Genomic DNA, 26,996 nt, shown 5'->3' with positions numbered 1-26,996 from the left:
TCCAGTCGATTGTTGCGATGACCCGTTCATGTCTCAGCTTTTCGAGCCGATACTCTAATCACAGCAAGTCCACAAACACACCAAGGGGCAGGTTATGTTCGGAAACAAGAACAAAGCTGAACTGACAGCCATGAAGGCCGAGGTAGATGGACTCAAAGGACTGACAAACGCACTGGAAAAATCAATGGCGGTGGTCGAGCTGGGTCTCGACGGCAAGATCCTTCGTGCCAACGATAACTTCCTTGCAACGATGGGCTACCGGGCCGATGAGCTGGCCAGCAAGACGCACCGCGACTTTTGCGAGCCGGAGATGCTCCGCAGCCGTGAATACGCGGACCTGTGGGCATCTCTGAAGGCTGGCAAGTTCATCTCCGGCACCTTCAAGCGCATCGACAAGAATGGCCGTAGCGTCTGGCTGGAGGCAAGCTACAACCCGGTGACCGATACGCAGGGCAAAGTGTTCAAGGTGGTCAAATATGCTCTGGACGTTACCAAACGCGTAATGCTCGAAAATGAGACCAACGGCAAGCTGGCAGCAGTAGACCGGGCCATGGCTGTTTGCGAATTCGAGCCCAATGGCAATGTGATAACCGCCAACAGTAATTTCCTGAACGTCATGGGTTACGCACTGAACGAGATCAAAGGTAAACACCACAGATCGTTCTGCGAACCGGCACTGGTCAACAGCCCGGAATATGCCGAATTCTGGCGCAAGTTGAATCAGGGCGAGTTCATTGGCGATCAGTTCAAACGCCTCGGCAAACATGGCCGGGTTGTCTGGCTGGAAGCAACGTATAACCCGGTTTTTGATGTCGACGGCAAGCTCTATAAGATCGTCAAGTTCGCCAGTGACATTACCCAGCGTGTCGAAAAGCAGGAAGCCGATGCGCATGGTGCGTCGCGTGCTTACCATATCTCGGCAGAAACCGAGAAAGTGGCCGAACAAGGAACCCTGGTCATTCAGGAAACCGCTCGGGAAATGCGCCAGATTGCCGAAAACATCGGCGCGTCGGCGAAGCTGGTGAGCCAGCTGGGCGATCGCTCCGAGCAGATCACCGCCATCGTCAACACCATCCGCGGCATCGCCGATCAGACCAACCTGCTGGCGCTCAACGCTGCCATCGAAGCGGCACGGGCGGGTGATCAGGGTCGCGGGTTTGCCGTGGTGGCAGACGAAGTCCGGCAACTGGCCGGACGTACCAGCGGCTCGACCACCGAGATTGCCGAAATGATTGGCAAGATTCTCGCCGAAACACGTGAAGCGGTGGCGAGCATGGATGCCACGCAGGAAGGCGCCATTCGAGGTGTGACATTGGCAGATCAGGCCGGACAGGTCATCGTGCAGATCCGCGACGGCGCAAGCGATGCGGTCGAGGCCGTGAACATGTTCGCCACGCGCATGGATGAAGCCGAAGCGTTTGCAAAGCCGGGCAAGCGATGACGATCGTGTAACACCCAGCACATCAAAACCCGCGTCCTGCGGGTTTTTTATTGTCCAGAGATTACGGCCAAGCCTTGGTTATCCAGCCCGTCTGCGCTTCAATAGCGGCCATCGCATTTCACGCCAGCCAAAGGACCGCTCATGGCCTCGCCAGACAAGCAGCAAAAACGTGCCAAGCGCGCAAAAATCAAGGCCAAGCAGAATCGCTCGGGCAAGGGCACAACCAGCCTCGTCCACCCGGTGTTTGCCTCTGCGCTGGTCAATCTGCCGTTTGATGACGTCGAACTTGATCTAAACACGTTCGACTTCAAAGACATCGTAGAGAACGGCTTCGACCCGGCCGACTATGATGATCTCTTCGTGGCCATGAAAGCCGCCGAAGCCATCAGCCAACTGGCGCTGTGCGTCGTCTTCCTGCAGTACCCGGTGCTGGCACTGGTCGTTTCCGAAGAGGACGAAGACCCTGCCACGGACTTCATGATGGGCCTGCTGATCGTGTACCGCGCCATGTACCACGATGAAGACGAAGACACAGCCATCGAATGGATCGAAAGCCCTGCCTTCCAGAAGGATTACACCCTGGCATCCGATCTGCTGATGAAGCGAGACACCAAGGCCGCACGCTGATCGAGACCGTGCCGACGCAGAGCGTCAGCACGATATTCAGCGGCCAATCAACCCAGCGCAGCAGCGCCTACACGCCCGGCTTTGCGGCGGCGCGAAACCAGCAGGCCAGCACTGATCACCAGCAGGCTTAGCAGGCCGGTGGCGATGATTTCGACACGGTGCTCTTCCTGGATCAACATGATCGTCAGCACTGCAACGATGAACGCGATCACCGCCCAGGTCAGCCATGGGAACAGCCATATCTTGAAGTCGATGGCCTCGCCTGCAGCAATGCGCTTCTGGCGCATCCGCAGTTGCGACACGGCAATCACCAGATACACAAGCAGGGCAATGGCACCGGAGCTGGCCAGCAGGAAATCAAACACAGCAGCCGGTGCGATGTAGTTAGCGAACACGGTCAGGAACGCCGCGGCAGTCGACATGATCACCGCCCAGTAAGGCGTGCCGCCCTTGCTGGTGCGTTTGGACAATGCCGGTGCATCGCCGCGCTTACCGAGCGAGAACAGCATGCGCGAAGCGGTATAGAGCGCCGAGTTCAGGCAGCTGGTCACGGCAACCAGCACCACCAGATCGACAATCAGCTTGGCGTTCGGAATACCCATCGCATCAAGCACGGTCTGATACGAACCCACCTCGGTCAGGCGCGGGTCGTTCCACGGCACCAGCGACACAACGATGAAGATCGAAACCAGATAAAACAGGAAGATCCGCCAGATCACCGAGTTGGTGGCCTTGGTGATCTGCTTGCCAGGGTTCTTGGACTCCGCCGCAGCGATGGTCACAATTTCGGTGCCCATGAACGAGAACATGGTGGTCAACATCGCCGCCAGCACCGCGCCCATGCCGTTTGGCAGGAAGCCACCGGTATCAAACAGATGGCTCACGCCACTGACATTACTGGTGGGCAGCAGACCAAAAATCGCCGCAACACCCAGCACCACGAACGCGATGATCGCCACAACCTTGATCAGCGCAAACCAGAACTCGAATTCGCCGTAATTCTTAACACTGAACAGGTTGGTCGCGGTCAGCAGCAATGTGATGACCAGCGTGAACATCCAGATCGCGATGTTCGGGAACCAGGCATGCAGAATGGTCGCGGCGGCATTGGCCTCCAGCGGGATCACCAGCACCCAGAACCACCAGTACAACCAGCCGATGGTGAAGCCGGCCCAGTGCCCGATAGCGCGGTCGGCATAGGTTGAGAACGAACCGGTGTCTGGCGAGGCAACGGCCATTTCGGCCAGCATGCGCATCACCAGCACCACCAGCGTACCTGCAGCGGCGTAGGCCAGCAGCACGGCAGGGCCGGCTTCGGCAATCGCGTGGCCGGAGCCGACGAACAGACCGGCACCAATAACGCCGGCGATCGACAGCATCGTAATGTGTCGCGGTTTCAGCCCTTGTTCGAGCTCGGAAGAGTTAGCGGTACTGCTCATAAAACCACCTGTGCAAGACGAGCGAGGCACACCGAAGCGTTACGTAAAAAGAAAGCTACGGTGCCGTTCTTTATTATTGACGCAAGAATTGCGCCAAAATATTTCGAAAACGACGTCGCTTAGAGAATACGAGGCCTGTGGCTTAGCCCGTGAAGCATGCAGGGTGATGGCTTTTATACGCAGTCTGTAGGACTTGTTACCAAACGCCTCAGATTCGTCTACATGCACGCACCAAAAATGCCCCAAACCTTCCTCAAAGCGCAAACATGGTGCAGAAATCAGACCACCACTCAGCAAATGCTACTTCCAACACCAAGCCAAAGCTGGCAACATCGCGCCTTTTTCGCGCACGCTCCTGTTTTGCAGGGCATGGTGCTTGCCTTCATGCGACCGTCCGCTGCCCGGATGAGACAACCCGTCGAGCGCCTCCACGCTCGACACAATACGTCGATGGTTGTCCTTTAAACGCTGTGCTAGCTTGGCGTTCGCTGGCAGCCAGCGCGCACACTTCAACGAGGACCCCACATGGCCGAGGCCACGCCCGCCCTGGAAATCCGCAACCTGCACAAGCGCTACGATCAGCTTGAGGTGCTCAAAGGCATCTCGCTGACCGCTCGCGACGGCGATGTCATATCGATCCTCGGCTCATCCGGTTCCGGCAAGTCCACGCTGCTGCGCTGCATCAACCTGCTGGAAAACCCGCATCAGGGGCAGATTCTAGTGGCCGGTGAAGAGTTGAAGCTCAAGGCTGCGCGCAACGGCGACCTGATTGCCGCCGATAACCGGCAGATCAACCGTTTGCGCAGCCAGATCGGTTTCGTATTTCAGAACTTCAACCTGTGGCCGCACATGAGCGTGCTCGATAACATCATCGAAGCGCCGCGTCGCGTTCTGGGCCAGAGCAAGGCCGAAGCCATCGAGGTGGCTGAAGAGCTGCTGGCCAAAGTGGGCATCGCCGATAAGCGCCATGCCTACCCTGCGCAGCTTTCCGGTGGGCAACAGCAGCGCGCAGCCATTGCGCGTACGCTGGCCATGCAGCCAAAGGTCATTCTGTTCGACGAGCCGACCTCGGCCCTCGACCCGGAGATGGTTCAGGAAGTACTCGGCGTCATCCGCGCACTGGCTGAAGAAGGCCGGACCATGCTGCTGGTAACCCACGAAATGAATTTTGCACGTCAGGTATCAACTGAAGTGGTGTTTTTGCATCAGGGAATGGTCGAAGAACAGGGCACACCGCAGCAAGTATTCGAAAACCCGCTGTCGGCAAGGTGCAAACAATTCATGTCGAGTCACCGCTAACGGAGCAACACCCATGCAGTCGTACAAAAAGATCTTGCTGATCGCAGCGGCCACCCTTGCCTTCAGCGGCAGTGCCTTTGCTGAAACAATGAAAATGGGCATCGAAGGTGCCTACCCGCCGTTCAACAACAAGGACGCGAGTGGCCAGGTGGTGGGCTTTGACTATGAAATCGGCCAGGCCCTGTGCGCCAGGATGAAGGTCGAGTGCGAAGCGGTGACGTCAGACTGGGACGGCATCATCCCGGCATTGATGGCCAACAAGTTCGACTTCCTGATCTCGTCGCTGTCGATCACCGAAGAACGCAAGCAGGTGGTCGATTTCACCAACCCGTATTACTCGAACAAGCTGCAATTCATCGCGCCGAAAACTTCCTCGATCGACGTATCGAGCACTGAAAAAGCCAAAGAAAGCCTTGCCGGCAAGTCAGTGGGTGCACAGCGATCGACACTGGCCGCCACCTGGCTGGAAGACAAGCTCGGGATCATGGACGCCAAGCTCTATGACACTCAGGAAAACGCCTTCCTCGACCTGTCCTCCGGTCGCGTCGACGCCATGCTGGCCGACAAATACGTCAGCTTCGAGTGGTTGAAAAGCAAAGCGGGTCAGAACTTCGAGTTCAAGGGCGAACCTGTCGTTGAAGACGACAAGATCGGCATCGCCGTGCGCAAGGGTGATGATGCCCTGCGCGAGCGCTTGAACGCGGCCCTGAAAGAAATCATCGCTGATGGCACCTACAAGAAGATCAACGACAAGTATTTCCCTTTCAGCATCCTCTGATTCACCTGACCGCGTCGCCGCCGCTTCCTGTCGAAGCGCGGCGACCGGCCCTGACAAAGCCTGCCCATGAACATTGATCTCCACGGATTCGGCCCGGCCCTTGCGGCTGGCGCGCTGATGACGGTCCAGCTTGCACTCTCGGCCCTGTGCCTGGGGCTGATACTCGGACTGCTCGGCGCCTTGGCCAAGACCTCGCCCTACAAGCCTCTGCAATGGCTGGGCAGTACATACTCGACCCTGGTACGCGGCATTCCCGAACTGCTTTGGGTGTTGCTGATTTACTTCGGCACCGTCAACGGCATGCGCGCTCTGGGCAAACTGTTCGACATTCCTGACCTGGCCCTGAGCGCTTTCTCTGCCGGGGTCATCGCCCTGGGCATTTGCTTTGGTGCCTACGCGACCGAAGTATTTCGCGGCGCGATTCTGGCCATCCCCAAAGGTCATCGTGAAGCCGGGCTGGCGCTGGGCATGTCACGCTCGCGCATCCTCTTCAAACTGGTCCTGCCGCAGATGTGGCGCATCGCCCTGCCCGGCCTGGGCAATCTGTTCATGATTCTGATGAAAGACACCGCGCTGGTGTCGGTGATCGGCCTGGAAGAAATCATGCGCCACGCGCAGATCGCCGTGGGCTTCACCAAGCAAGCGTTCACCTTCTACGTGGTCGCGGCCTTCATGTACCTGGGCCTGACCGTGCTGGCGATGGCCAGCATGTACTTCCTTGAGAAGCGTGCCAGTCGCGGCTTTCTGAGGAGTGCGTCATGAACTGGGAAGTCATCATCAAGTGGCTGCCACGCTTGGCACAGGGCGCGACCCTGACCCTTGAGCTGGTGGCGATTGCCGTCATCGCCGGGCTGATCCTCGCCATCCCGATGGGCATCGCCCGTGCATCGCGTCACTGGCCGGTGCGCGCCCTGCCCTACGCCTACATCTTTTTCTTCCGCGGCACACCGCTGCTGGTGCAACTGTTTCTGGTCTATTACGGCCTGGCGCAGTTCGAGTCGGTGCGCCAGAGTGCGTTGTGGCCGTACCTGCGCGACCCTTTCTGGTGTGCGGTTGTCACCATGACCCTGCACACTGCCGCCTACATCGCAGAAATCCTGCGCGGCGCCATTCAGGCCGTGCCGGTCGGTGAAGTCGAGGCTGCGCGGGCGCTGGGCATGTCGAAATGGAAAGCATTGTTCTACATCGTCCTGCCCCGCGCGGCACGTATCGGCCTGCCTGCCTGCCTGCCTACAGCAACGAAGTCATCCTGATGCTCAAGGCCAGCGCACTGGCCAGCACCGTCACCCTGCTGGAGTTGACCGGCATGGCCCGCACGATCATCGCCCGCACTTACTTGCCGGTAGAAATTTTCTTCGCCGCCGGTATGTTCTACCTCGTGATGACGTTCGTGCTGGTACAAGGCTTCCGCCTGCTGGAAAAGCTATTGCGTGTAGACGCCAGTCAGGGGCGCTGATATGAAGGGTGCTGGCGTCGACCCAGTCAGCACCTTGCCCCGCGAGGCCGCCACTATGCCCACTGAACCTTGCTTGCAGGATGAACACCTCGGCAGCCACTTTCGTGCGCTGGACAGCTTTCTGTTCGCGCATCAGGCCTTGTGGCGGCCAAAACCGTTCACACACCTGCGTCTGCCGTGGGAAGACAAATACCCGGACCTCGCAAACTGGCTGCGGCAACGCACGCTGGAACAGGCCGAGGCCGCGCATAACCACCCGGAACAACTCGATGCTCCGTTTCCGTTCCCGCAACTGGCCGCCGAAGCCGTCGCCCTGAGCCACGTCGCTGAACTGCCTTCACATCCTCTGGAGCCAGTCGATGCGCGCATGAGTGTCGACGTGCCGGGGCGCAAATGGCAACAGATCGAAGCCTTCGCCAGCCATCTGGACATGCGTGATACCACCACTCACTGGCTGGACTGGTGCGCAGGCAAAGGTCACCTGGGGCGGCGCCTGACCGGGCGCGGTCAGTGTCTGACCTGCCTGGAGCACGACTCGGCGCTGATCGAAGCAGGCCTGGCACTGAGTACGCGGCAAGGCATCGACGCCAGGCATGTGCAGCAGGATGTCATGGCCGACGACACCTGGCGCTGCCTGCAACCCGAGCACACGCCTGTGGCGCTGCATGCCTGCGGCGACCTGCACATTCAGTTGATGGAGCTGGCAAGCCAGACCGGCTGTCGGCACATGGCAATCGCGCCATGCTGCTACAACCGCACCCGGCACGACCTGTATCGACCGCTGTCCAGCGACGGCAAAGCATCGGGTTTGAAGCTGTCGCGAGACGAACTCGGCCTGCCACTCAGCGAAACCGTGACGGCTGGCGCTCGCGTGCGTCGTCAACGCGACACCTCAATGGCACGCCGTCTGGGCTTCGACCTGCTGCAGCGCAGCTTGCGCGGCATTGACGATTACTTGCCCACGCCCTCGCTGCCGACTTCCTGGCTGGATGCGTCCTACGCGGACTACTGCAATCATCTGGCGCGACTGAAGAATCTGCCAGCACCGGGCCAGCAGGACTGGGCTTCTCTGGAAGCCGCTGGCTGGGGGAGACTGGCCGAAGTGCGCAACCTGGAACTGGTCCGCGATCTGTTTCGGCGTCCGCTGGAGGTGTGGCTGGTGCTCGACAGGGCAATTTATGTCCACGAGCAGGGCTACAGCGTCAGCGTTGGCACTTTCTGTGACAGCCGGATTACACCACGCAACCTGCTGATTCTGGCTCGAAAATCGTGACCTAAATCGATTGAGCAACCTGTGGATAAGTCTGTTGATGAAAATGTGGATGAGTGCGTTAAAGCTTGGCGCGCCAGTTACTAAAGCCCCTTATTTTTTCCCGCAATCCTTTCCGTACCCCGCAAAAACAATGCCTTGCGGCGCATCAGGCCAATGTGCGCACATCTGGTAACGCGCGTATTTTTTTATCAAGCAATTGTGCATAAAGATTTGGTAAAGGCTCTGGAACAAGCCTTTTACCTGGCTCAATCGTGCACACGCAAGTGCCTGTGCACGACTTGTTTAGTGCGAGGTTTCAGACCTCTTCGACACACTCCAGCGAGCGCTCGACCATGACTTTGGCCATTTCCAGCATGTGCATGGAGGCAAACGCCAGGTCGCGTTGCGCACCGGTCAATTCATCGCCCAGTTCGTGGGCGGTGGCCGATGCACAACGCAGGAAATCCAGCGCATGCACCAAGGTTGCTTCCAGGCTGATGAAGTCGAACTTGCTGTCGTGGGGCTCTTTGTCAGTGCGGGGGATTGGCAGGTAACACGCCATGGCGCGCTTGACGACCGCCTTGTCGAAGATTGGCGCGGTGCTGGACTGTTTGGGTGGGTCGGGGGTTATTTTGACCATGCTTTAGCTCCTTCTATGAAGTCGCTACCTGTTCGCTACTAAACGAAAGGCGGCAACTGTACGCGAGTTAGTAGACCGGTGAGCTAAGAACCGGCGCACCCGAAGGTGCCAAGCGCACAGTCGCCATAGCATCGGGACGAAGCCTGATGAAACGCGGCTGTGTTACGCCTTAACTCACTGCGGGCTACTAAACCCGATCGCTGATATGCAGCGACGGGGCGGAGATTAGAAGCACACATCGAGAGGCGCAAGCGGTCGGGGATTCTCTCGGAAATGTCCTTCAAAAGAAAGAGACCAAGCCTGCAAAAACCGGCCTGAAAGCGTTGCAAAAGATGATCTCTGCACACAATTGCCGAAGCCCGTAGGAGCGGACTTGTCCGCGAAGACTTAACAGACGACGCCGCACTCACGTCACAGCCCAACCGCTAAAACTGATCATCCTTCAACCGCGCAAACGGCACGCTACGGTTCTGCAACTTGCGCAACGTCAGCTTGTACGCACTGGACTTGATCTGACTGCCCATCGGCGTCTCTTCCAGCAAGATCCGACCCGACGCAAAGGCACAACCCGTGCTCATCATCTTGTACTTGAGCAGATACAGCCCCGGGTCCATCTTGGCGAACGTAAACACCGCACCGGCCGGCACGAACGCATGCCGAAACGCCCTGCGCCCCACCGCATCCGTGACCTTGGCATACACCGCCGACTCGCCGGCCGAGTTATCCACAGTGATCTGCGACCAGCCGTTGTCCTTGAGCAACGGCATATCTTTCACGTAACCCGCCTTTTCCGGCCAGGGTGCGCCCATCGGATCCAGCGCGGGCACCTCACACTCGGACGTTACCGCATCAACCGGCTTGGCCGGGCTGGCCACAGGCTCTTCAACCGGGGCGGCGGGCGCTGGCTTGACCCACGTCTGCGCCACCGGCACCGGCTCGGCTGGCACAAACGCCTTGCCAGCATCGCGGTCATAACCCATCCACGCCCCGGCTGCGCAAAACACTACAAACACCAGCGCCCAACGCCACGCACTGCGACGACGCTTGTCACTGGAAGGCGATGAAGAGGAAGGAGAAGCCTTGGGCGCCGGGCCCGTCCGAGCCGCCCGAGAGGGCGTTGCAGTGGCAGTAGCGGAGTTTGCGGCATACACATGCACCGCCTGCCCGCCCCCCGCACGCGCCTGCTTGCGCCGCAACGCGTCCATACGAGCCTTGTGCTCATCGGCAGCAAGCTGCGCATCATAAGCCGCACGCCGCGAAGGGTCCGCCAGCACATCATGAGACGCGTTGACCACGCCCATCATGTCCGAGGCATAAGGGTCGGAATTCCTGTCCGGGTGCAGCTTCTGCGCCAGCTTGCGATAAGCCTTCTTGATCTGCTCAGGAGAGGCATCGCGAGCAACACTCAGCAGCTCGTAATGCGTGGGCGTTCTCTGCATTGCACTTGCTGTCCATGGCTGACTGCCATTTTTGATACAGATGTATCGGCCAAAAAGCCCATATCTCCAGTGCAAATGCAACGCAACAAGAACCAGCCCACAAGAAAATGCCCGAATCCAGAGGATCCGGGCATTTCTTGAAACATCGATGAAGCCTTCGTGAGCGTCCAGACGCACATTCATGCGATTCAGACAGCAATCCTCAGCCCCACCTTGCGCAAGACCCAACAGGCCAGACGCAACTACAAATATCCTTCAACAACTCCTCAGCGAATGACCAGCCTGCGGCAAACAACACCCCAAACCCGGTTACGATCCATCGCATTACTCATCAGATAGTCCTTTATCTGCTGGCTGAAAAGCTAACGTCCCGTGCTGCTGACTCAGTAGCCTGGGCCGTTGAGAACAAGCCTATGCAAAGCCCTCCTGCCCCGCAACTGCCAAAAAATGGCGGGGTCGGATGGGTGCCTGTTCACACACCAGATAGCCATCAACGCTGGACGCATCGGTTTGCACTACCAGGTTAAAAATCCATTGCTTTGTCAGGCACAAGCTGTATGCGTCAAAGGCGAAATCAGCGTTCAAAATCGCATTGCTCACACACATCAAACAGACCAATCCATCAAAACCAACGGAAACGTCCTGCACCACCACCCGTCCGCATCCCACCCAAAGCGCCAATGGTCGATTTTTTTCAACTGAATCAGACAGCTAGGCTTTACAAGCGCATCAGAAGCTATATACTCGCAGCCCATTACGCCGGTATAGCTCAGTTGGTAGAGCAACTGACTTGTAATCAGTAGGTCCCGGGTTCGACTCCTGGTGCCGGCACCATATAAATCAAGGGCTTGCAGCGGTGCAGGCCCTTGTTTTTTCCCCCAGACGTAATAAGCCACGTAACAAGGCCACCGATCGGGCCTGTCTTACGCGCTCCACGTCGAGCTCCAACCGCAGCTACAGACGCTCATGAGCAGTAGCGCGAGACCCTGGCCAACCGCTCGGTACAGGGGGCCCCGCTCAAAATCTGAGGGGGGTCAGAAAAAGGTAATATTAGTAATACGTCTCGGGAAAATTGGCTGCAGCCCTTGCAGGCCGTGGCTTTCAGCGTTTTCGGGCAAAGGTAATATTGAAGCGATACAAAGGCGATAATATTACCTTTTACTAAAGCTATATTTTCATTTCCTAAAACCCAATGAATCCGGGGGTTTCAGGAAAATATTACCTTTCATATCGCCTCATATTACCTTTCGATGTAATACGCGCAGCCCAGTAAAACCGTGGCCTCCAGCCTAGGTTCGTGGGTCATATGGCTAATATCGCTCTTTTTGAAAACACCCTCCCATACCTGAGATTCAATCTCATTTAAAACGTCCTTTTTCGAGAATCTGACTGCAAGGCATGAAGGCCTGTAGATCGTCACCAGCGCGTGCAATCGTGTGCAATCTCCAAAGGCCCCTGAATGCGGCTACAGCGCCCGGTCTGCTTGAGTTGTAGAGGTTGGATCTGTTTTGGCCGCCGATGCCCTGGTGCGCAGCTTTGAGACCGGTGTCGATTTGGAAAACCACCCCATTCCTCGGTTTTCCAATTTTTCGCCCAAGCTGGCCGGGCTTCCGAGGATTGCCCCCGCCTGCACCGCCCTGTCGCTCGCTGTGCAAGGCGCTGACATTTTCCTGCACAAGCTTGCACGTTGTGCAATTGCAGCTCCCCTACGCAACCCCACGGCTGGCTTGGGCTGGAGTATTGCTTTCATCGCATCTGGGTTTGCACAAAAAACGGACGCGGAGCCCGTCGGCGGGAGGGGGATAAGTGCTTTTTGACACGTTTTTTTGTTGCAAACGACAACCTTCACGTTACCTTGATATCTAATTGACATCTGTGCCAGTGAATGGCGTACTGACGGAACCACAAGGAAAGGGGTGTCAGGATGGTTATTTTCGTCGCGGGCGTGCATGGAGTAGGTAAGACATATCTGTGTCAGCGCTTTTCAAAGGACTCCGGGATTAAACACTCCAGTGCAAGCAGTCTCATTAGGGAAGAGGTGAAATCTCCAAACTGGGGTTCGGACAAATTAGTATCGAACGTTGACGCTAACCAGATCGCTCTCACCACTGCGGTAAATCGCATACTAGCTAGTGAAAGCTTACTGTTGCTCGACGGACACTTCGTTCTTAAAAATGCAGATGGCAGCCTTGCCGTCGTGCATGAAGACACGTTCAAAAATTTGAGCCTCTCTGCAATACTCCTCATTGAGGCATCGCCTGAAACAATACGAAACCGCCTCTCGGCAAGAGACTCGAACTTTTCTGCAGGCAATATAGATGCTTTCTTAGCATCTGAGAGGGAGAGAGCAAGATACATAAGCGAGTTGCTTTGTATCCCTTTAACCATTTTGCATGCACCTTCCGACAAAGAATTTTGCGACACTCTAAATACGATGCACTGATCTATTAACGCCAGGAATGCGACAATGGAACTTATCCAAAAAAAATTCAAATTTGTAAACCTTCAAGACCCTTTCTTCGCTTCATTAATTAATGACTACCAAGAATTTACGAAATGGTTTGCGAAAAAAGCAGACGATCAAGCGTATGTATTTGAGGATGAAAAAGGCAACGTCAATGGATTTCTTTACCTCAAGCCTGAAAACGGAAAACTTGAAGATGTAATACCTCCACTACCGAATAAAAAACGATTAAAAGTCGGAATCATGAAGATCAACGCTCGAGGTACGAAATTAGGCGAGCGGTTTTTGAAGAAAATATTTGACCACGCATTACACCATGACGTCAGCGAAATATACGTCACAGTATTTCCGAATCACGAAATATTAATATCTCTATTTGAGAAGTATGGATTTTCAAAAGCGGCGGAGAAACATACTGAAAACGGTGTAGAGCACGTTTTAATTAAAGATCTAACTCACCTTCAAGAATCTCTCGTGCGGTCATATCCGCTCGTGAATTTAGAAAATAGAAAATTTTACCTTCTTTCAATAAATCCTCAGTGGCATACCAGACTGCTGCCAGACTCGATATTGAACAACGAAGATGCTGACATTATCGAGGACATCTCCCACGCCAACAGTATTCATAAAGTTTATCTGGCAGCGATGAACGGTTTAGAAAACCTCAGGCCAGGTGACGTATTAGTAATCTACCGTACATCGGATGGAGCTGGACATGCTCATTATCGTTCGGTGGCAACTTCTATAGGGGTTGTTGAAGAGTACCGATCGATCCATTCCTTTGCCTCGCGCGCAGAATTCATGAAGTATTGCCAACCGTATAGTGTTTTTAGCGACGCAGAGCTTGAGTATTTCTGGGACAAGAAAAAATTCCCTCACGTGTTCCGCTTTACGTATAATGCGGCTTTAAAACGTCGCGTAACACGTGGCGAGATGATTGAGCAGTACGGATTGGATCCTAATTCATATTGGGGCTTCATGCCGTTGACTCGAAATCAGTTCCTTTCGATCGCACAGGCGGGCCAAATAGATGAAAGTATTATTATCAATTAAGCCTGAATATGCGGAAAAAATACTGCAAGGCGAGAAACGCTTTGAATTCAGGAAGTCTGTTTTTAAAAATCCAGATGTAAGAACTGTAGTTATTTATGCAACAATGCCTGTTGGGAAAATAATAGGCGAATTTGACTTTGATGAAGTCCTTTCAGATGACCCTAAAGAAATCTGGTCGCTTACATCTAAATTCTCAGGAATAACCAAAAAATTCTTTAACGAATATTTTGACGGTAGAAAAACTGCGCACGCCATAAAAGTTGGGGAAGTTCGTCGTTATGAAACCCCTTTAAACCTGAAGACTATGGTACCTAGCGGAGCCGCGCCGCAGTCTTTTTGTTACATACGGGACTTTCAAGGCCAAAATATCTGAACATGAAGAAGCTCACCTGCGGGTGAGCTTTTTTATCACATAATAATTAGAGTGTAATAGCGGCAAGTCGCGTAGAAAGTAGTGCAGCTTTTGCTGCGTCGGCAGTGAACAAAGCTACATTTCCCGGCACCGGCGTCGGCCCATGAGTATGCGCAGCAAGTTGGGTGTTCATGTCATGGACCAGATCTAGCAGGTCACAAACTACCTGGAAGATGTTCACTGACCCGGACCCGACCCAATTTTTCGGAGCCTGTAGACGCTGGCTCTCGCTGGTGATGCTCTCCCGCAATCCCTGAATGCGCTCGTGCATGTCGCCCCCCACCGTGGCGTTGTGCTTCTGCCCGACCACCAGGTTCAGATCCCGACCAGTGGCCTGGTGCAGGTCGTCCACTGCCGCCAGGCTCGCAGATCCGCCTGACAGCATCTTGAGCGCTCCCAAGGCCTCGATCTTCTTCACGCCCCCCACCGACTCGGTCGAATGGTCATCCACCGTCCTGGTGTGACTCTGGAAGCGCTCGGCGTTGGTCATGGCGTCGACCTCGCGTTCGATCGCCTGGTCCTGGATCTTGCCGTCGGTCTTGCGCAACCAGTTGCCGTCTGCGTCGACGCGCTGTTGCACAGCGTCACTGTGCTGCCACACCTGGTCGCCCTTGGGGACTTTTGGCAGTGTCAGGCCGTGCGGCAGGATGGTCTGGATGTAGGGCTTGTGTGGCAGGCCATAGGCAAAACATACGACGACCTGAGTGCCTTCCTCCGGAAAGGCAAAGAAACCCATCTCATCGCCACCCACTGGCATAGGCAGCGGTACGCCGGACAGCACCGGCAATGTCGTGTCGATCTCGCCACCTGGCCCCATCACCTGCAGGTCGACCGAGAAACGCGGGCGGAAGTCGTCACACAGCCCAGCGCTGGCCGGCGCATCCGCCACGGCTACGACCTTGGCGAAGCGCGGCAAGTGATAGCCGCCAGTGAGTTCAGGGAATTGCCGCTCTACGCTGCGCTTGATTGCGTCGTCCATTTGATAGCCATCTGTGTGCCGGCCAGCGTCACGTTCGTGATCCGCTCGCCCTGGTTGATTGATACGCCTGGTCGCAGGCCTGGTAAAGCCGCAATCATTGCGCTCTGGCTGCCCTGGTAGCCGTCGAAAAGGTTAACCGGCAACTGCAACGGCGACCGAGCGCCGAAGAAACTGTCAGCCCAGGCACCGACGTAGATCTCGCCGTCACCCTGTTGCTGCCAGATAAAGTCCTTGATGCCAAACACCCGCGCCATGCTGTCGAGTGCCTGGTAACCAGCGGCCAGGTTGTAGAAGAACGGCGTCTTAGTGCGTGTATACGCCTGATCCGGTACCCGAAAGCGCAACCCGGTCTTGTCGCCGATATCGGCCAGTACAGCGCGCAGATCCACATGGCGCAGGTTCATGGGCAATGGGTTGGCCAGCACCGCGGCTAACTCGCGGCAAAGCACCACCTGCTCGATGCCATTGGTGGCGGTGCAGCGTTCGACGTAGCCAATGAAATGACGCTGCAGGACCGCTTCGTTGTAGCCGATATCGAACGTGACCAAACCTTTGACGGTAACGCCGGCCTTGATCGTGAACGTGGCGCGGCCCGGACTCTTGAGGTCAAGGCGGACATCGTCGTTGACCAGCGGCATGACCGTGCCACCGATCGTCAGCACCTTGTGCAGCTTCATGCTCATGACGCGCCGCCCAGGTAGATGTCCACCTTCTTGAGCACTGCCTCAAAGCCGGTCAGCTCTTCGGGCGTGCCCGATCCGCTGCCCGCAACACCATCACCTGGTGCTGACTGCGACGTCACGCCGTTGCCGGCACGACGGTTCTCGACCTTCTCCGGGTTGGAAAGCTTCTCGCTCAGGGTGAACTGGACGATCCATTGGGCCAGTGTGTCGTCCTCGCGGGCGCTGACCCCGTCAGAGAACGTCACCTGCCGGATGCCAAAGGCCTTGGCCGTGTCGTTCACGATCCGGTAGGTCTGCAGCTGGCCACCGCCTGCAGTCGCCTCGGCCAGGCGCATGATCGTGCGCAGGTCCTCAAGTGCCTTGTAGGGGATTGTCAGCGCGACGGTCAGCGTCTTGGGTTTGAACCCCTTGTGCGATTTGTCGGTAGCCGATGTCTGGCCGCCCAGCTCGTCGGCTTCGATCTTTAGGTTGGCCGTCAGCTTCATGCGGTGGCCGACGATCTGCTCGCCATTGAGTAGCAGCGTCATAGGCCCACCAGTTCCTGGACAAAGCTCAGGCTCTCCGCAGATCCGACCAACAATGCGCCGGCACACAGCGGCCATTCATGGCCAGGTGCTTCGCCTTCGAGCAGTTCGCGGCGCAGTTGGCCCAGGTCACCCGGTCCCAGCATCCGGGACTGTATCGATACGTCGTCGGCACTGTTGGTGAACTGGGCTTTCAGATCGGCCAGCTGCTGCTCGCGCTCTTGTACCTGCGCCTTCTTTCGCGCCTGCAGATCTGCGAGGTCCGCCATGGGCGAGCTGTCGGCGGCATAGCCTTCGAGTACCGCCAGTTGTCCGGCCATGGACTGGCTGGCCAGCTTGGTGATCGGGCAGCGCTGCAGCGGCAACTGGCTCCAGAGCGGCATTTGCCCGGCGATCGGCATGATCCATTTTTCCACTTCCAGCTTGGCCAGGTGTTCGGCACGGCGCTCGGCGCGCACCAGGTCAGGCATAGGCAACACCACGTTGAACCGCCCCAGCGTCGCGGCGAGCTGGTCCAGACGCGTGGCGAGGAATATCAGTACCAGAGCGTTCTGCTGGCCTTGCGGGCGGACTGCGTCGGTCGTGTCAGTCAACTTGTCGGCCAGTAGCTGCAGCAGGTTGGGCGCAGACAGAAACCGCTGGTGACCACCGCTGCCCTGCCCTATACCGTGCTGAAAAGGCGTCACCACGATGCACGACGGAACGTTTTCGAACTGTGCGACCAACGCATCGCGTCCGGCGCTGATGGCGGACTTCGCGGTCCCTGCGATCAGTCCAGGGCTGGTGGTAGCGATATCGGCCAGCATCGATACGCGCTGGCCGGTGATTGCCATTTCACTCTGGATCAGGTCGCGTGCGCCGGCCATCTGGTCCATCCACTGAGTGGCCTGCACTGGCCACTGCAGCTTGATCGGTGCCCATTCATTCGCCATCGAGCACGACCGCTTCAATCCAGTCCGGGGTAACCGGCTGCGTGGTTTCCTTTGGGTAGCCAGGCACTTGCGGCCATTCACGCACTGCCTGCCGCCAGGTCAGCAACTGGGTGAACTGCTCGGGTGTGATCGGCAGTTCACCTCCCAGATCGCGAGCATCGCGGTACTGCGATACCAGGTTATCCGAGACCTTCAAACGCAGCTCAACCCAGAGCCTGGCTAACAAACCAGGATCGCTCTGGACAACAACGTCCTCGGCGTACTCGGTAGCGTGGCCACCGGTGTCCAGGTAGTCGACAACGGCTTGATACAGCGGTGGGTTGTAGTCCTGGGTAACATGACAACGGTTGCCAGCAACGGTTATCACAAACGAGCCATCGTTTTTAAGGGCAACGTCGGTAAACATGACCGCGACGGTCTCAGGCTCCTGAACCGGGGCCTGGTCCAGAGGCGGCAGCACCTCTTCGAGTGTGTTGAGTGAAATATCAGTCATGGCGCGTATCTCCAGGCGAAACCGTAGATGGTGGATCCCCCACTGAATTGAATGACGGTGCCGCCTGCTGCTTGACCACCGCGACCTATAACGCCAGAGCCGCCGGAGTAATAGTGCATAAGCGTGTAGCACCAGGTGCCGCCTGCCGGGAGCTGCACCGACGTGCCCACTACGGCAACCGAGAAAAAGTTACTGGTGTCGGGCCGGAAGAAATTCTGTTCTCCCCAGAGCACCCCCATGTCCGATGCATCGACTTGCAGGCGCAGGCCTGCGCCGTTGTTTGACCAGCCCAGCCTCAACGTGTTGGCGTTCTGACTCGCACCGCCACCCTGCTGCACAGGGGTAAAGCCGAGACGGTTCTGCAGGTAGTGAATGCCGCCGGTAGAGGTACGACGGAAATAGGGGTACTCCGGGTTGTCACTGGCGAAACCAGCGGTCTGGATCGAATCCCCGGCGACGCGCTGGTTCAGTAGAGAGTTGACCTGAGAAACCGTGTAGCAGTCCGTGATGCCGTAGCCGGCGATGGAGTTGGATTTGTTGGCCTTGTCGTTGGGGTTGAACGACTGTTCCGTCCAGATCCGGCCAATGTCCGAGGTGTCGACCGTCAACTTCAGACCGACGTCCGACCAACCGATGTACACCTTGTTGGTCTTCTGGCCTGCACCGCCACCCTGCTGCAAGGGCGTGAATCCGATCTGCGGCTGCAGGTAATAGACCTTGTTATCAGAGATGCGACGGAAATACGGATACTCGGTGTTGTTGCTGGCGAAACCGGCATGGACGATAGAGTCGGCCAGTACCCGTCTGCCCACCAGGTCGTCGACCTGCTCGACGGTATAGGCGTTGGTGATCCCGTAGCCGCTCAGCGAGGTGGCCTTGTTGGCCTTGTCATTGGGGTTGAATGAGGTTTCCGTCCAGATCCTGCCCAGATCGTTGCCGTCGACGCTCGCTTTGAGCGTCGCGCCGGTCCAGCCGATGTTGATCTGATTGCCCTTCTGGTCAGGCCCACCGCCTTGCTTCACGAAACTTTTGTTCGCGTCATCCTTGCTGTACGCATCGTTGATGCCATAACCCGCGAGCGTTGTCGGGTTACTGCCGCCGGTGACCAGACCTTTCACGTTGACGTTTACTTTTGTGTACGCACCTGCCGCGACACCGCTGTCGGCCAGCGTCAGCGCGATCTCTGTATCGCTCGCGCCGTCATAGGTTCCAGAGCCAGTGGCCGCACCTTTGAACTTCAGGGATCGGGCCGTCGACAGACGGGCCGCTTTGCCCACTACGGTGGTGCCGTCGACAATCGCAGCGATGACAGAATCCAACGCCGAGCGCACCGCGTTGACCAGCTTGGTACTGGCTAACACAAGACCGCTGTTGCTGCTTGGATCGTCGCTGATCGCATTAGGCAGGTTGCCCAGACCGACGTCATCCTTGGTGGTAGCACGGGCGCGCAGTTTCGGGTAATCCCCGACCCGCGCCGCGAAGTGCTTCATCAGCTCGCTGTCGATCGCCTCGATCGGGCGCAGGTCGACCAGGCTACTGGTACCAGTGATGTCGGCCAACGGCACCAGGTAGTGCCTGGCCGAGGCGCTGTCGGTGTAGTCGACCTTCGCTTCCTGGCCGAACACAACTTTGAATGAAGCCACGACATCGCTCAGCTCGCGCTGCAGCACCACATCCAGCCAAGCCTTGGTCGGCACTGACGGCACGGTCACCGGCAGCACGGCATCAAGCTGCAGACGAACGCCTTCGACATACGCCAGGCCAGGATTGAGCTGGTAGGCATTGCCCACCTTCTGCAGCTGCAGGCCTGCACCGAAAAAGCAGGCGCGCCCGAACATGTCCCGGTTGCTGATGCGCTCGCGCTCATCGATGCCTTTCATGCGCGCCGTGTAATCGAACTGCCAGGTACTGGCGTCGATCTTGATGCCTGTCAGTTGCTGGGCACCGTCGAACACCACCAGGAAGTTGCGCGTGACGTTGTTGCCGATCTGGTCGGGCAGGATGTTCTTGCGCTTCTGTTGCACCGGCACGTAGGCGACCGACAGCAGCACGTCGTCACTGGTCTCCATGCCGATCCAGTTCCAGTCGAAGTCACCGATATCGGTGCCCATCAGCAGGCTGTACACCACCTGGTTAGGGTTCACGTAACCCTGCTGGGTGATGTTTGCGGTGTAGACGATCTGGGCCGCTGGCGGCTTCAAGCCGGCGCGATTGACCGGGCCGCTCACATTGAGGCCGGGCACATTGGCCAGCACGAAGCGGGCCACGGTCAGCGGCAGGTTGGCCGCTTGTTTCTGGGCGATCAGTTTCTCGCCGGCGAGGGTGATGCTTGCAGCCATGAGGGCTCCTAAAGGCTGGCGACCAGCGTTTGCTGATCGTCATTGAAATCCACCAGGGCAACAGCAAGCCGCACCGGGGTGATGGTGACGAAGTCATACCGGCGACAGGTGCGCCCGTACTGACGGATCAGCACGCGCAACAGGTCGGGGTTCTCGGACAGTTGGGAATCGCTCAGGGTGAGCAACACGACGTCCCAGTCGCGTTCGGGCATGCGTTCCTGGATCTCGACGTACCCAACGTCCAAGCGCTCCAGGATGCGTTTCAAACCGGCAGTGCTGCCGGCGTCCACGGAGTTGATAAAGGCGTACTTGACCCGCAACCGGAACAGGCTTTCCGGTTCGGCGGGAAACCGCGTCACATCGCGCTGCCAGGCCCACAGCTCCAAAATGGACAGGTGGCAGGTGTCCGCGTCGAACTGCAGATAAGGCCAGCGCAGCCATTCGGTGGCCTGTTCCCACCAGAGCTGGGCGGTGGTGACCAGCTTGGTCAGCTCCAGCCCTTCGAGCCAGAACGGCAGCTTGAGCTTGATCATTGCAGGACCACCGCCAGGGTGCTGATGCGCGGGATGTCCAAGGCCGAGACGATGTCGCTGTTGGCGAACCGCAACGAACTGATATTCGGAAACTGAACGTGTAGCTCTTCGGTAAGACGGCTGAAACTGAAACGCGACTGAGGGAATGTACGAGTCGGTGCGTAGTCGCTCTGGGTGCTTTCACGGAACGCAGCGCGGATGAACAACCCGATCTCGGCCTGCAGCGTCTGCAGCTGCAGCACGGTGAGGTTGGCCACCGGCCAGACGTTGACGCTGATCGCGTGCAGGGTTTCAGGCATGGCCATGGCCAGCAGATCGTCGCCGTGGCCATGGTTGCCGCCGTCGCGGATATGCGTGTTGATCTGCTCAAGGAAAGTATCGGCGGGCACGCCGGCGTCGAACAGCACGAAGGCATTGGCACTGCCTGGTCCACGCGGCGCGCCGTGTTCAAAGTACACGCCGTCAGCAGCAACCCCAGGAAACCCAGTGATGATCGCCCGGTACACCGCGTCGGTGTGCCATTGGTTGACCGCCGAAAACTGGTTGCGCACGCGCAGGCGCAACTGGTCGTCATGCTCGGAATCCGCGCCAGGCGTCTGCAGCCAGTTGGTGTTATTCACTACCTGGACAACGCCCGGTACCGATTGAGGTAGCACGGCGTAATAACCCGGTGCCAGGTTGTAGCCGCTACCGGCTCCCACGGCCTTGACCGGTACCACCAGCTGACTCTGGCCCTCTTCAAAGCTGCGCGGTTCGGTGGTCACCAACTGATAGATATGACCATTGAGGGTCGGTGACTGAACGACAGTGCCGATCGGCACTTCCAGCTCGCCACCGGTATTGGCGCGGGTAAAGAGCAGTTCACCAACGGCCACCGTCGCGGCCTTGCGCTCGATGTTCACCGCCCAGGCCAGCATGTCCAGCCACTGCGCGCCGGCAGTCTTGACGAAGAAATTCGGCAGCACCGTGCCGATGACGAACTCCAGCAACCACAGCACCGGCTTGGTGACCAGCGCCGTGATGATCCGCCAGAACGGGCTGTACGCGCTGGTGTTGGTCAGCGTGCTGCCCTGCTCAACGGCCAGCTTTTCCCAGGCCTGTTTGAGCTGCGCCTCAGTGGTCGGAATGCCGGAATCACCCAGCGCCTTTTTGAAGTCCACGGTCATAGGGTGATCTCCACCTGGCCGAACTTCACGGTCGTGGCGGTCACCTGGTACACACCCGGCTGGGTCTGCTCGATCTGCGCAGTACCAGGTACCAGGCGTTCGTCATCCTCGACGAGCAGCTCCATCTGCTGAATGCAGTCACGCTGACGCAACCGGTCGCGCTCGGCCACCAGGGTGATCAGCAGGCCGCTTTCGCGGATCAGGTGCGCGATGTCCTGGGCGATCGAGGCGCGGTCATCCACCAGCAGAGGCTGGCGGGCCGGATCGAGTACCAGGTCGTTGCTCATGATCAGCAGGTCGACGTACTCACTCATCAGCCGCCCACCGCCATGGCCATCATGTTTTCCAGCTCCAGCGGGGTCATCTGCTTGGAAGTATTGATGTTCACTGTCTCGACGTGGGTGCCGGGGCGCTGGTTGGGGTTCATGGCGTTGCTCTGGTTCTGGAAGCTTTGCATCAGTCCTCCTTTCGGGACGGCCTGCGGTTTGGTGGGACTGATCGACGTATTGGCGTTGATCGCCTTGCGGGCCTCGATACCCTTGTCCGATTTGGCGGGCAGCTCGATGACCTTCTCGACGCGCTCTGGCAGTGCCGTTTTGGCCGGCATAGAAAACGCCAGGTCAGCCGATGCCGGCGGCAGCATGATCGGGTCGGCCTGGCTGATCTGCGGAGCAGGCATCTGCAGCGGTTTGAAGGGCAACACGTTGGGTTGCGGCAGGCTGATAGGCGGTGCAGGTTTCACTTGGACTCTCGCTGCAGCACCCTGGGCCGGCGCAGATCGAGCGACCGCTGCCGGTACCAGAGCCAAGGGCTTAGGTGGCTGGCTTGCTGGAGCGGGAGCTGCCGAGGCGACTTTGGCCCCCGGTACGGTGCCCGCCGGCGGTGTGGTCACCACTGCCGGCAGTTGTGGACCCGGTACAGGTGCGCCCACCTGACCAGGCAGATCGGGCACCTTCGGCGGCTCGGGCAGATCACCAAACGTGGTCTCGATGTTGATGCCGGGGATCTTGTTGGCCATCTCGATCAGGCCATTGATTGCGCCCTTGACGGTGGACAGGATGCTGTCCCAGGCCGTTTTGGCGATGCCTGACCAGCCGCCCATCGAGTCGAACCAGCTGGACAATTTGGCCATCTGATCGCTGATCCACTGGAACGCGGTGGTGTTCATCAATGCGGCGCACAGCTCGTCCCAGTACACGACCGCTGCGACCACGGCAGCGGCCAGCAGGACAATGCCGGCCACGATCAGCAGCACCGGGTTGGCCAGCATGGCGGCGTTGACCAGCCAGATCGCGCCCTGCCACAACAACATGCCGACGCGCACGATCGCCATCCAGGTGTACAGACCGATTAGGCCGACGACGAAAGCCGAAACCATGACCGTGTGGAACAGGAACATGGCGATCGATTTGTAACCCTGCCAGGTGAGCAGCTTCCAGACGGTGAGCATACCCAGCCAGACCATCCTGCTCATGCCCACTACCAGGGTCAGCAAGGACATGGCAGCGATGAAGCCAAAGACCACCAGCGTGGTGATACCGATAAGCCGGGTGATGTTCGGGAACAGTTGCGTCCAGCGGGTCAAGGTCTTGGCAATGCCCACCAGACGTTCCATCAGCGGGGTCAGCGTCGGAATCAGGGACTGACCGAAGGCGATGCGCAGCGCTTCGACGGCTTTGCCGAACTGCTGCCAAGGGTCGACCATGGCTTTGGCCATCTTCTCGGCGTTCTCCAGGCCCCGGACCTTGCCCAGCTCGGCAATGCCGTTGCGCAGCCGATCGGTGTCCTTGGCCAGTGCGCCGATCACCTGGGTACCTTCACCGCCGAACACCTCCATCAGCTTGGTGCCGGCAGCAGCGCTGGTCAGGTCGCCATACTTACCCTGCAGCTTGTCCATGATCTGCAGCATGGGCAGTGCATTGCCGGCGGCGTCCGTGAAGCTCAGGCCGGTTTTCTCGGCAGCCGCGCTGAGGTTTTCAAAAAACGCCTTGTAGCGCCCGCCGGCATCGCCCCCTTCCATGGTGCTGGACAGCGTACCGACCACGGCCATTTGTTCGGCAAAGCTGACGCCGGCCTGGGTCGCGATCGCCCCTACTTCCTTGAAGGCGTCTTTCAACTGTGCACCATCGGTACGGAACAGCTTCACCGCCAGCGCGGTCTGGCCGGTCAGCTGCTGGGCCCATTGCACCCGGCCCATCTTGTCTGCTTGGGACTTGAACAGGTTGTACATGGTGCCCAGGTACGCGCCGGTCGTTTCGGCGTCGGATTTGGTGACCTTGGCCAACAGGTTGCTGGCACTGGTGATGGTGGCCAGCTGGCCGCCGACCAGGCCCTTGATCGCGCCATCGATGACGCGTGACGACGCCACGAACTCGGCGGCACTGGCGGCGTAGGTGATCGAAAATTCGAGGGCGGTCCGGTTCAACGACGCCAGCGCGTCTTCAGTGGTGCCCAAGGCGCGCATGTCGCCCAGCGCCCGGTTCACTTCCAGCGCCGGTTCCAGTGATTCGGTGATGGCCTTGCCCGCCCCCACCATGCCGGCCAGGCCCGCACCCATCTGAATGATGTTCTGCTGGCTCTTGGCGGCAAGGTCGCTGAAGCTGGTTTTCACCTTGCCCAACGGGGCGCTGACCTTGTCGGTCAGTTTCAGGATGAAAGCCAGGCGGGCGGAACGGTCAGCCATCAGGGTTATCCGTTAAATGCAGTGGAAATGCCGTTGGCGACGGCAATTTCCATGCGTCTCCAGTGTTCGTCTTCGAGCCACTTGGCGGTGCCCATGCTTTCAATCGTGGGCTCAGCGCCAGGCAGCCAGCGTTGGGTCAGGGCCAGCAACTGGCCCATCCCGTCCTGGGTCAAGCCTTCGGCATGTTCGAGGGCTTTTTTACGATCACTTCAACGTCCGGCGAATACTCTTCAAGCAACGCACCGGCCAGGGTCATGGTGGTGATTGGGTTTTCCAGCAGCGCCTTCAGTGCGGCCTTGTCTTCGTCCTTGACGGTGCCCATCAGCAGGTTGTGGGCAGGCGCGACCTTGTTGGCCTGGGTCGTGGCGTTGAAGTACTTGGTGATCACCTGCGGGGTCAGGTTGAACGTGAATTCCTTGTCGCCACGTTCCAGGGTGATGCTGCGGTTTACTTCGCTCATGTCGGTGTTTCCGTAAGGTTGAGTTGTAAAGGGTCAGGGTTGTGCCGGCGTGCGTTGCACGACCTGGCGGATGTAGTCCTGCAGGCCGAGGATCATTTGCCGGCTTAAGGCGAGCTGATCTCGGAGGGTGAAATAATCAGGTCGAGCGTCTGCTGCGAGTTCGGCGCTGCCTGCATCAACCAGGCCGGCGGCGCCGGTGGCACTGGGCACTGCGGGGCAGACGGCTTTGATGCGCAGCCGGTAACGGCCATCAGCAACAGCAAGCTGCAGAGTGTTGATTTGAGCGCGGGCACGGTTCAGTTCCTCGGTGTGGTGGGTGTCGAGCTGGTCCCTCGCTGCCAGCAGATCGCGGGCCAGGCGCGCCGCCTCTCGCTCGGTGTGCAGATCTGCAGCGGCGTCGACCAGATCAGCGCGGGCAGCGACGAGCTGGTCGCCCTGGTACTCGAAAGCGCACCAGGTCAGCAGACCGACCACCAGCAAAAACAGGGCAAGGCGCAGCGGGCTGATGGTCATTGCAGGCACAGCCTCATTTCGGCCAGCCGGCGATTGTGCAGGCCACGAACAAAGGTCTTACGGCCATCGGCACCGGTCACATAGGCCCACACCGGCGTCGTGCCGTCGGAAGCCCAGGCCAGCGCTTTGCAGCCCTCGGCAATGCGGCCCGCATTGATCAGGCCCACCGCACGGCTCGCGCACGTCGTCGGCACGCCGAAGTTGTGGCCATGGCTGCTCAAGGCGTCGAACGTGTTCTGTCCGATCGCCAGGTTGGTCAGGCAGTCGGCCAGGCTCAACTGCCCCTTGGCGATGACCAGGCCTTCCACCTCGGCGCAGCGCGCATCCGACCAATATTCACCGACCACCAATGGATCCGGGCTGGTGTGCCTGGTGATGCCCTTGCAGACCGTGGGCAAACCACTGGCCAGCTTGTCGGCGTACACCACGTTCTGGCCGTTGCCTTCCCAGGTGCCCAGGAAGGCGGTCAACGTGGCGCTGCAGAGCAGCACCACGCCGGCGGTGATCTTGACCCGCAGGCTCATGGCTTGACCCTCCAGTCCCGCAGCATCTGGCGGTACTTGGGGATCAGCAGCAGGATCTGCAGCACCATGTAAAACGCAGTCAGCATGTAGGCCACGGCGGACCAGTCAACGGCACCGGTCGCACCGGTGGCGGCGACGCCGATCGCGGGCGACGCCTTCACCAACGCAATGGCGGTGTCCTGAGCAGCTTGATTCGTGCTCATCAGCGAAGTCCTTTTTCGGTCAGGGTTTGGCAAGGCACGCAACGGGTCATGCCGCCCAGCGCCTGGCGTGCTGGCGGGATCTCCTTGTCGCAGTCCTGGCAATGGGTGAGGCTCGGCCCGCTCGCTCGCGGCTTGGCCAACTGGGCCGCAATGGCCTGGTCGCGTTGACGCTGCTCCAGAGCCTGCGCACGATCGAACGGGCAGACCATTACGTCAGGCCCTCGATCTCAGCAGCAGCCAGGTACGGCACGCCGTTGATCTTGATGAAATCCGGACTGGTGACGTCGAATGGCACCTTATGGGTGTTCTTCGCCCCGCCCTTGGGATCGATGCTCAGCAGGCTGGACACGCGGACCTTGCAGCCGAAGGCCTCGATGCGCAGTTCCTCTTCGCCGGCCTTGGCGAAGAACACGATGTCGAACGGCTCCAGCTCGCGGAAACTGCCCGCAGTCTTGGCCTGATCGATCAGCAGATTGAAGTTGGTGGTGTCCAGCTCCAGTTCGCCGGCTGCAGCGACATCGCCGTCGACGTGACCATTGGGCACGCCCTTGGTCTGGGCCACGGTGCTGTTGTCCGTGATATCAATAGTGCCGGCCTCGACGTGAACGAGCAGATCGCCTAGGTTCACGTCGAAGTTCTTACCGCCAATTTTTGCGGCCATGGG

31 protein-coding genes, 1 tRNA gene and 1 pseudogene are annotated in these 26,996 nt (G+C 58.5%); 12 read left to right on the top strand and 21 right to left on the bottom strand.

All coding sequences use genetic code 11. The features are described from left to right. The first annotated feature begins 94 nt into the window (after positions 1-94). The gene (locus tag LJU29_RS29410) at positions 95-1,441 is read left to right on the top strand and encodes a methyl-accepting chemotaxis protein (RefSeq protein WP_054995674.1); all 1,347 of its coding nucleotides are present in this window, start codon (positions 95-97) and stop codon (positions 1,439-1,441) included. A 141-nt stretch (positions 1,442-1,582) separates the two neighbouring features. After that, the gene (locus tag LJU29_RS25975; RefSeq protein ID WP_005745037.1) at positions 1,583-2,068 is read left to right on the top strand and encodes a hypothetical protein; all 486 of its coding nucleotides are present in this window, start codon (positions 1,583-1,585) and stop codon (positions 2,066-2,068) included. 47 nt (positions 2,069-2,115) lie between these two features. On the opposite strand, the gene gabP is transcribed toward LJU29_RS25975, so the two are convergent. Then, positions 2,116-3,507, bottom strand: a complete 1,392-nt coding sequence (gabP, locus tag LJU29_RS25970) for a GABA permease (protein WP_257111388.1) — start codon at positions 3,505-3,507, stop codon at positions 2,116-2,118. 525 nt (positions 3,508-4,032) lie between these two features. Here gabP and LJU29_RS25965 point away from each other — a divergent pair. The 5 genes and pseudogenes from LJU29_RS25965 (at position 4,033) to LJU29_RS25945 (ending at position 8,313) form a co-directional block, all read left to right on the top strand. Then, entirely contained in the window at positions 4,033-4,806 is a 774-nt protein-coding gene (locus LJU29_RS25965) for an ABC transporter ATP-binding protein (protein ID WP_011169804.1), read from the top strand. Positions 4,807-4,819: 13 nt separating this feature from the next. Next, positions 4,820-5,584 carry an ABC transporter substrate-binding protein gene (locus tag LJU29_RS25960; protein ID WP_122321750.1) on the top strand — a complete coding sequence of 255 codons (765 nt, stop codon included), beginning with the start codon at positions 4,820-4,822 and terminating at the stop codon, positions 5,582-5,584. Between the two features lie 66 nt (positions 5,585-5,650). Beyond that, the gene (locus LJU29_RS25955) at positions 5,651-6,346 is read left to right on the top strand and encodes an ABC transporter permease (RefSeq protein WP_005759815.1); all 696 of its coding nucleotides are present in this window, start codon (positions 5,651-5,653) and stop codon (positions 6,344-6,346) included. After that, a pseudogene (locus LJU29_RS25950) lies at positions 6,343-7,040 on the top strand (ABC transporter permease). Before LJU29_RS25955 ends, LJU29_RS25950 begins: the two are co-directional and overlap by 4 nt. A 1-nt stretch (position 7,041) precedes the next feature. Further along, complete coding sequence (locus LJU29_RS25945) at positions 7,042-8,313, top strand: methyltransferase (protein WP_257111387.1); 1,272 nt, start codon at positions 7,042-7,044, stop codon at positions 8,311-8,313. A 295-nt stretch (positions 8,314-8,608) separates the two neighbouring features. On the opposite strand, the gene LJU29_RS25940 is transcribed toward LJU29_RS25945, so the two are convergent. The 3 genes from LJU29_RS25940 to LJU29_RS25930 all read right to left on the bottom strand — a co-directional run bounded on the left by LJU29_RS25940 (position 8,609) and on the right by LJU29_RS25930 (position 11,025). After that, complete coding sequence (locus LJU29_RS25940; RefSeq protein ID WP_016981244.1) at positions 8,609-8,932, bottom strand: DUF6124 family protein; 324 nt, start codon at positions 8,930-8,932, stop codon at positions 8,609-8,611. A gap of 425 nt (positions 8,933-9,357) precedes the next feature. Next, positions 9,358-10,371 (bottom strand): J domain-containing protein, encoded by a 1,014-nt coding sequence (locus LJU29_RS25935; RefSeq protein WP_054071671.1) that lies wholly within the window; start codon positions 10,369-10,371, stop codon positions 9,358-9,360. Positions 10,372-10,782: 411 nt separating this feature from the next. Beyond that, on the bottom strand, positions 10,783-11,025 hold the full coding sequence (locus LJU29_RS25930; protein ID WP_135004646.1) for a hypothetical protein: 243 nt from the start codon (positions 11,023-11,025) through the stop codon (positions 10,783-10,785). 104 nt (positions 11,026-11,129) lie between these two features. Between LJU29_RS25930 and LJU29_RS25925 the strand changes: the two genes are divergently transcribed. From LJU29_RS25925 to LJU29_RS25905, 5 genes are all read left to right on the top strand, one after another. Further along, positions 11,130-11,205 (top strand) — tRNA-Thr (locus tag LJU29_RS25925). 674 nt (positions 11,206-11,879) lie between these two features. Then, complete coding sequence (locus LJU29_RS25920) at positions 11,880-12,188, top strand: hypothetical protein (RefSeq protein ID WP_257111386.1); 309 nt, start codon at positions 11,880-11,882, stop codon at positions 12,186-12,188. A gap of 107 nt (positions 12,189-12,295) precedes the next feature. Then, entirely contained in the window at positions 12,296-12,814 is a 519-nt protein-coding gene (locus LJU29_RS25915; RefSeq protein ID WP_257111385.1) for an ATP-binding protein, read from the top strand. Positions 12,815-12,838: 24 nt separating this feature from the next. Beyond that, a complete protein-coding gene (locus tag LJU29_RS25910; protein ID WP_257111384.1) occupies positions 12,839-13,888 on the top strand; it encodes a GNAT family N-acetyltransferase in 1,050 nt (349 codons plus the stop codon). Then, positions 13,866-14,261 (top strand): ASCH domain-containing protein, encoded by a 396-nt coding sequence (locus LJU29_RS25905; RefSeq protein WP_146755013.1) that lies wholly within the window; start codon positions 13,866-13,868, stop codon positions 14,259-14,261. Before LJU29_RS25910 ends, LJU29_RS25905 begins: the two co-directional genes overlap by 23 nt. A 46-nt stretch (positions 14,262-14,307) precedes the next feature. Here the strand turns inward: LJU29_RS25905 and LJU29_RS25900 are convergent, their stop codons facing one another. Genes LJU29_RS25900 through LJU29_RS25820 form a run of 17 tightly spaced genes read right to left on the bottom strand, consistent with a single transcriptional unit; the run spans position 14,308 to position 26,993 of the window. After that, positions 14,308-15,279 carry a phage baseplate assembly protein V gene (locus LJU29_RS25900; protein WP_257111383.1) on the bottom strand — a complete coding sequence of 324 codons (972 nt, stop codon included), beginning with the start codon at positions 15,277-15,279 and terminating at the stop codon, positions 14,308-14,310. Next, positions 15,252-15,962, bottom strand: a complete 711-nt coding sequence (locus LJU29_RS25895; RefSeq protein WP_257111382.1) for a hypothetical protein — start codon at positions 15,960-15,962, stop codon at positions 15,252-15,254. The genes LJU29_RS25900 and LJU29_RS25895 overlap by 28 nt, the downstream gene beginning before the upstream one ends. Further along, the gene (locus LJU29_RS25890) at positions 15,959-16,489 is read right to left on the bottom strand and encodes a baseplate complex protein (RefSeq protein WP_024642170.1); all 531 of its coding nucleotides are present in this window, start codon (positions 16,487-16,489) and stop codon (positions 15,959-15,961) included. Before LJU29_RS25890 ends, LJU29_RS25895 begins: the two co-directional genes overlap by 4 nt. Continuing rightward, positions 16,486-17,418 (bottom strand): hypothetical protein, encoded by a 933-nt coding sequence (locus LJU29_RS25885; protein WP_257111381.1) that lies wholly within the window; start codon positions 17,416-17,418, stop codon positions 16,486-16,488. Before LJU29_RS25885 ends, LJU29_RS25890 begins: the two co-directional genes overlap by 4 nt. After that, on the bottom strand, positions 17,408-17,911 hold the full coding sequence (locus LJU29_RS25880; protein ID WP_187599878.1) for a hypothetical protein: 504 nt from the start codon (positions 17,909-17,911) through the stop codon (positions 17,408-17,410). The genes LJU29_RS25885 and LJU29_RS25880 overlap by 11 nt, the downstream gene beginning before the upstream one ends. Next, complete coding sequence (locus LJU29_RS25875) at positions 17,908-20,250, bottom strand: phage tail protein (RefSeq protein WP_257111380.1); 2,343 nt, start codon at positions 20,248-20,250, stop codon at positions 17,908-17,910. The genes LJU29_RS25880 and LJU29_RS25875 overlap by 4 nt, the downstream gene beginning before the upstream one ends. 8 nt (positions 20,251-20,258) lie before the next feature. Further along, on the bottom strand, positions 20,259-20,783 hold the full coding sequence (locus tag LJU29_RS25870) for a phage tail protein (RefSeq protein WP_257111379.1): 525 nt from the start codon (positions 20,781-20,783) through the stop codon (positions 20,259-20,261). After that, on the bottom strand, positions 20,780-21,949 hold the full coding sequence (locus LJU29_RS25865; protein ID WP_257111378.1) for a baseplate J/gp47 family protein: 1,170 nt from the start codon (positions 21,947-21,949) through the stop codon (positions 20,780-20,782). The genes LJU29_RS25870 and LJU29_RS25865 overlap by 4 nt, the downstream gene beginning before the upstream one ends. After that, on the bottom strand, positions 21,946-22,263 hold the full coding sequence (locus LJU29_RS25860; RefSeq protein ID WP_257111377.1) for a DUF2590 family protein: 318 nt from the start codon (positions 22,261-22,263) through the stop codon (positions 21,946-21,948). Before LJU29_RS25860 ends, LJU29_RS25865 begins: the two co-directional genes overlap by 4 nt. Continuing rightward, complete coding sequence (locus LJU29_RS25855; protein ID WP_257111376.1) at positions 22,263-24,632, bottom strand: phage tail tape measure protein; 2,370 nt, start codon at positions 24,630-24,632, stop codon at positions 22,263-22,265. The genes LJU29_RS25860 and LJU29_RS25855 overlap by 1 nt, the downstream gene beginning before the upstream one ends. A gap of 5 nt (positions 24,633-24,637) precedes the next feature. Then, positions 24,638-24,781, bottom strand: a complete 144-nt coding sequence (locus LJU29_RS25850; RefSeq protein WP_003342293.1) for a DUF6890 family protein — start codon at positions 24,779-24,781, stop codon at positions 24,638-24,640. Positions 24,782-24,801: 20 nt separating this feature from the next. After that, positions 24,802-25,092 (bottom strand): putative phage tail assembly chaperone, encoded by a 291-nt coding sequence (locus tag LJU29_RS25845; protein WP_003342295.1) that lies wholly within the window; start codon positions 25,090-25,092, stop codon positions 24,802-24,804. Positions 25,093-25,125: 33 nt separating this feature from the next. Continuing rightward, on the bottom strand, positions 25,126-25,605 hold the full coding sequence (locus LJU29_RS25840; protein ID WP_257111375.1) for a lysis system i-spanin subunit Rz: 480 nt from the start codon (positions 25,603-25,605) through the stop codon (positions 25,126-25,128). Then, a complete protein-coding gene (locus LJU29_RS25835) occupies positions 25,602-26,129 on the bottom strand; it encodes a lysozyme (protein WP_257111374.1) in 528 nt (175 codons plus the stop codon). Before LJU29_RS25835 ends, LJU29_RS25840 begins: the two co-directional genes overlap by 4 nt. Next, complete coding sequence (locus tag LJU29_RS25830) at positions 26,126-26,332, bottom strand: hypothetical protein (RefSeq protein WP_003342302.1); 207 nt, start codon at positions 26,330-26,332, stop codon at positions 26,126-26,128. Before LJU29_RS25830 ends, LJU29_RS25835 begins: the two co-directional genes overlap by 4 nt. Continuing rightward, positions 26,332-26,541 carry a TraR/DksA family transcriptional regulator gene (locus LJU29_RS25825; protein WP_004407224.1) on the bottom strand — a complete coding sequence of 70 codons (210 nt, stop codon included), beginning with the start codon at positions 26,539-26,541 and terminating at the stop codon, positions 26,332-26,334. Before LJU29_RS25825 ends, LJU29_RS25830 begins: the two co-directional genes overlap by 1 nt. Beyond that, positions 26,541-26,993 (bottom strand): phage protein, encoded by a 453-nt coding sequence (locus tag LJU29_RS25820; protein ID WP_187599891.1) that lies wholly within the window; start codon positions 26,991-26,993, stop codon positions 26,541-26,543. Before LJU29_RS25820 ends, LJU29_RS25825 begins: the two co-directional genes overlap by 1 nt. Between the last annotated feature and the right edge of the window lie 3 nt (positions 26,994-26,996).

Source organism: Pseudomonas ficuserectae, assembly GCF_024584585.1.
Lineage (GTDB): Bacteria > Pseudomonadota > Gammaproteobacteria > Pseudomonadales > Pseudomonadaceae > Aquipseudomonas > Aquipseudomonas amygdali.
The sequence above is the reverse complement of the archived record's forward strand: the minus strand, read 5'-3'. Positions and strand labels throughout refer to the sequence as shown.

Excerpts from the sequence above, each read along its gene's own strand:
- LJU29_RS29410 (WP_054995674.1), top strand. The coding sequence starts at position 95 with ATGTTCGGAAACAAGAACAAAGCTGAACTGACAGCCATGAAGGCCGAG.
- LJU29_RS25975 (WP_005745037.1), top strand. The coding sequence starts at position 1,583 with ATGGCCTCGCCAGACAAGCAGCAAAAACGTGCCAAGCGCGCAAAAATC.
- gabP (WP_257111388.1), bottom strand. The coding sequence starts at position 3,507 with ATGAGCAGTACCGCTAACTCTTCCGAGCTCGAACAAGGGCTGAAACCG.
- LJU29_RS25965 (WP_011169804.1), top strand. The coding sequence starts at position 4,033 with ATGGCCGAGGCCACGCCCGCCCTGGAAATCCGCAACCTGCACAAGCGC.
- LJU29_RS25960 (WP_122321750.1), top strand. The coding sequence starts at position 4,820 with ATGCAGTCGTACAAAAAGATCTTGCTGATCGCAGCGGCCACCCTTGCC.
- LJU29_RS25955 (WP_005759815.1), top strand. The coding sequence starts at position 5,651 with ATGAACATTGATCTCCACGGATTCGGCCCGGCCCTTGCGGCTGGCGCG.
- LJU29_RS25945 (WP_257111387.1), top strand. The coding sequence starts at position 7,042 with ATGAAGGGTGCTGGCGTCGACCCAGTCAGCACCTTGCCCCGCGAGGCC.
- LJU29_RS25940 (WP_016981244.1), bottom strand. The coding sequence starts at position 8,932 with ATGGTCAAAATAACCCCCGACCCACCCAAACAGTCCAGCACCGCGCCA.
- LJU29_RS25935 (WP_054071671.1), bottom strand. The coding sequence starts at position 10,371 with ATGCAGAGAACGCCCACGCATTACGAGCTGCTGAGTGTTGCTCGCGAT.
- LJU29_RS25915 (WP_257111385.1), top strand. The coding sequence starts at position 12,296 with ATGGTTATTTTCGTCGCGGGCGTGCATGGAGTAGGTAAGACATATCTG.
- LJU29_RS25910 (WP_257111384.1), top strand. The coding sequence starts at position 12,839 with ATGGAACTTATCCAAAAAAAATTCAAATTTGTAAACCTTCAAGACCCT.
- LJU29_RS25905 (WP_146755013.1), top strand. The coding sequence starts at position 13,866 with ATGAAAGTATTATTATCAATTAAGCCTGAATATGCGGAAAAAATACTG.
- LJU29_RS25900 (WP_257111383.1), bottom strand. The coding sequence starts at position 15,279 with ATGGACGACGCAATCAAGCGCAGCGTAGAGCGGCAATTCCCTGAACTC.
- LJU29_RS25895 (WP_257111382.1), bottom strand. The coding sequence starts at position 15,962 with ATGAGCATGAAGCTGCACAAGGTGCTGACGATCGGTGGCACGGTCATG.
- LJU29_RS25890 (WP_024642170.1), bottom strand. The coding sequence starts at position 16,489 with ATGACGCTGCTACTCAATGGCGAGCAGATCGTCGGCCACCGCATGAAG.
- LJU29_RS25885 (WP_257111381.1), bottom strand. The coding sequence starts at position 17,418 with ATGGCGAATGAATGGGCACCGATCAAGCTGCAGTGGCCAGTGCAGGCC.
- LJU29_RS25880 (WP_187599878.1), bottom strand. The coding sequence starts at position 17,911 with ATGACTGATATTTCACTCAACACACTCGAAGAGGTGCTGCCGCCTCTG.
- LJU29_RS25875 (WP_257111380.1), bottom strand. The coding sequence starts at position 20,250 with ATGGCTGCAAGCATCACCCTCGCCGGCGAGAAACTGATCGCCCAGAAA.
- LJU29_RS25870 (WP_257111379.1), bottom strand. The coding sequence starts at position 20,783 with ATGATCAAGCTCAAGCTGCCGTTCTGGCTCGAAGGGCTGGAGCTGACC.
- LJU29_RS25865 (WP_257111378.1), bottom strand. The coding sequence starts at position 21,949 with ATGACCGTGGACTTCAAAAAGGCGCTGGGTGATTCCGGCATTCCGACC.
- LJU29_RS25860 (WP_257111377.1), bottom strand. The coding sequence starts at position 22,263 with ATGAGTGAGTACGTCGACCTGCTGATCATGAGCAACGACCTGGTACTC.
- LJU29_RS25855 (WP_257111376.1), bottom strand. The coding sequence starts at position 24,632 with ATGGCTGACCGTTCCGCCCGCCTGGCTTTCATCCTGAAACTGACCGAC.
- LJU29_RS25845 (WP_003342295.1), bottom strand. The coding sequence starts at position 25,092 with ATGAGCGAAGTAAACCGCAGCATCACCCTGGAACGTGGCGACAAGGAA.
- LJU29_RS25840 (WP_257111375.1), bottom strand. The coding sequence starts at position 25,605 with ATGACCATCAGCCCGCTGCGCCTTGCCCTGTTTTTGCTGGTGGTCGGT.
- LJU29_RS25835 (WP_257111374.1), bottom strand. The coding sequence starts at position 26,129 with ATGAGCCTGCGGGTCAAGATCACCGCCGGCGTGGTGCTGCTCTGCAGC.
- LJU29_RS25830 (WP_003342302.1), bottom strand. The coding sequence starts at position 26,332 with ATGAGCACGAATCAAGCTGCTCAGGACACCGCCATTGCGTTGGTGAAG.
- LJU29_RS25825 (WP_004407224.1), bottom strand. The coding sequence starts at position 26,541 with ATGGTCTGCCCGTTCGATCGTGCGCAGGCTCTGGAGCAGCGTCAACGC.
- LJU29_RS25820 (WP_187599891.1), bottom strand. The coding sequence starts at position 26,993 with ATGGCCGCAAAAATTGGCGGTAAGAACTTCGACGTGAACCTAGGCGAT.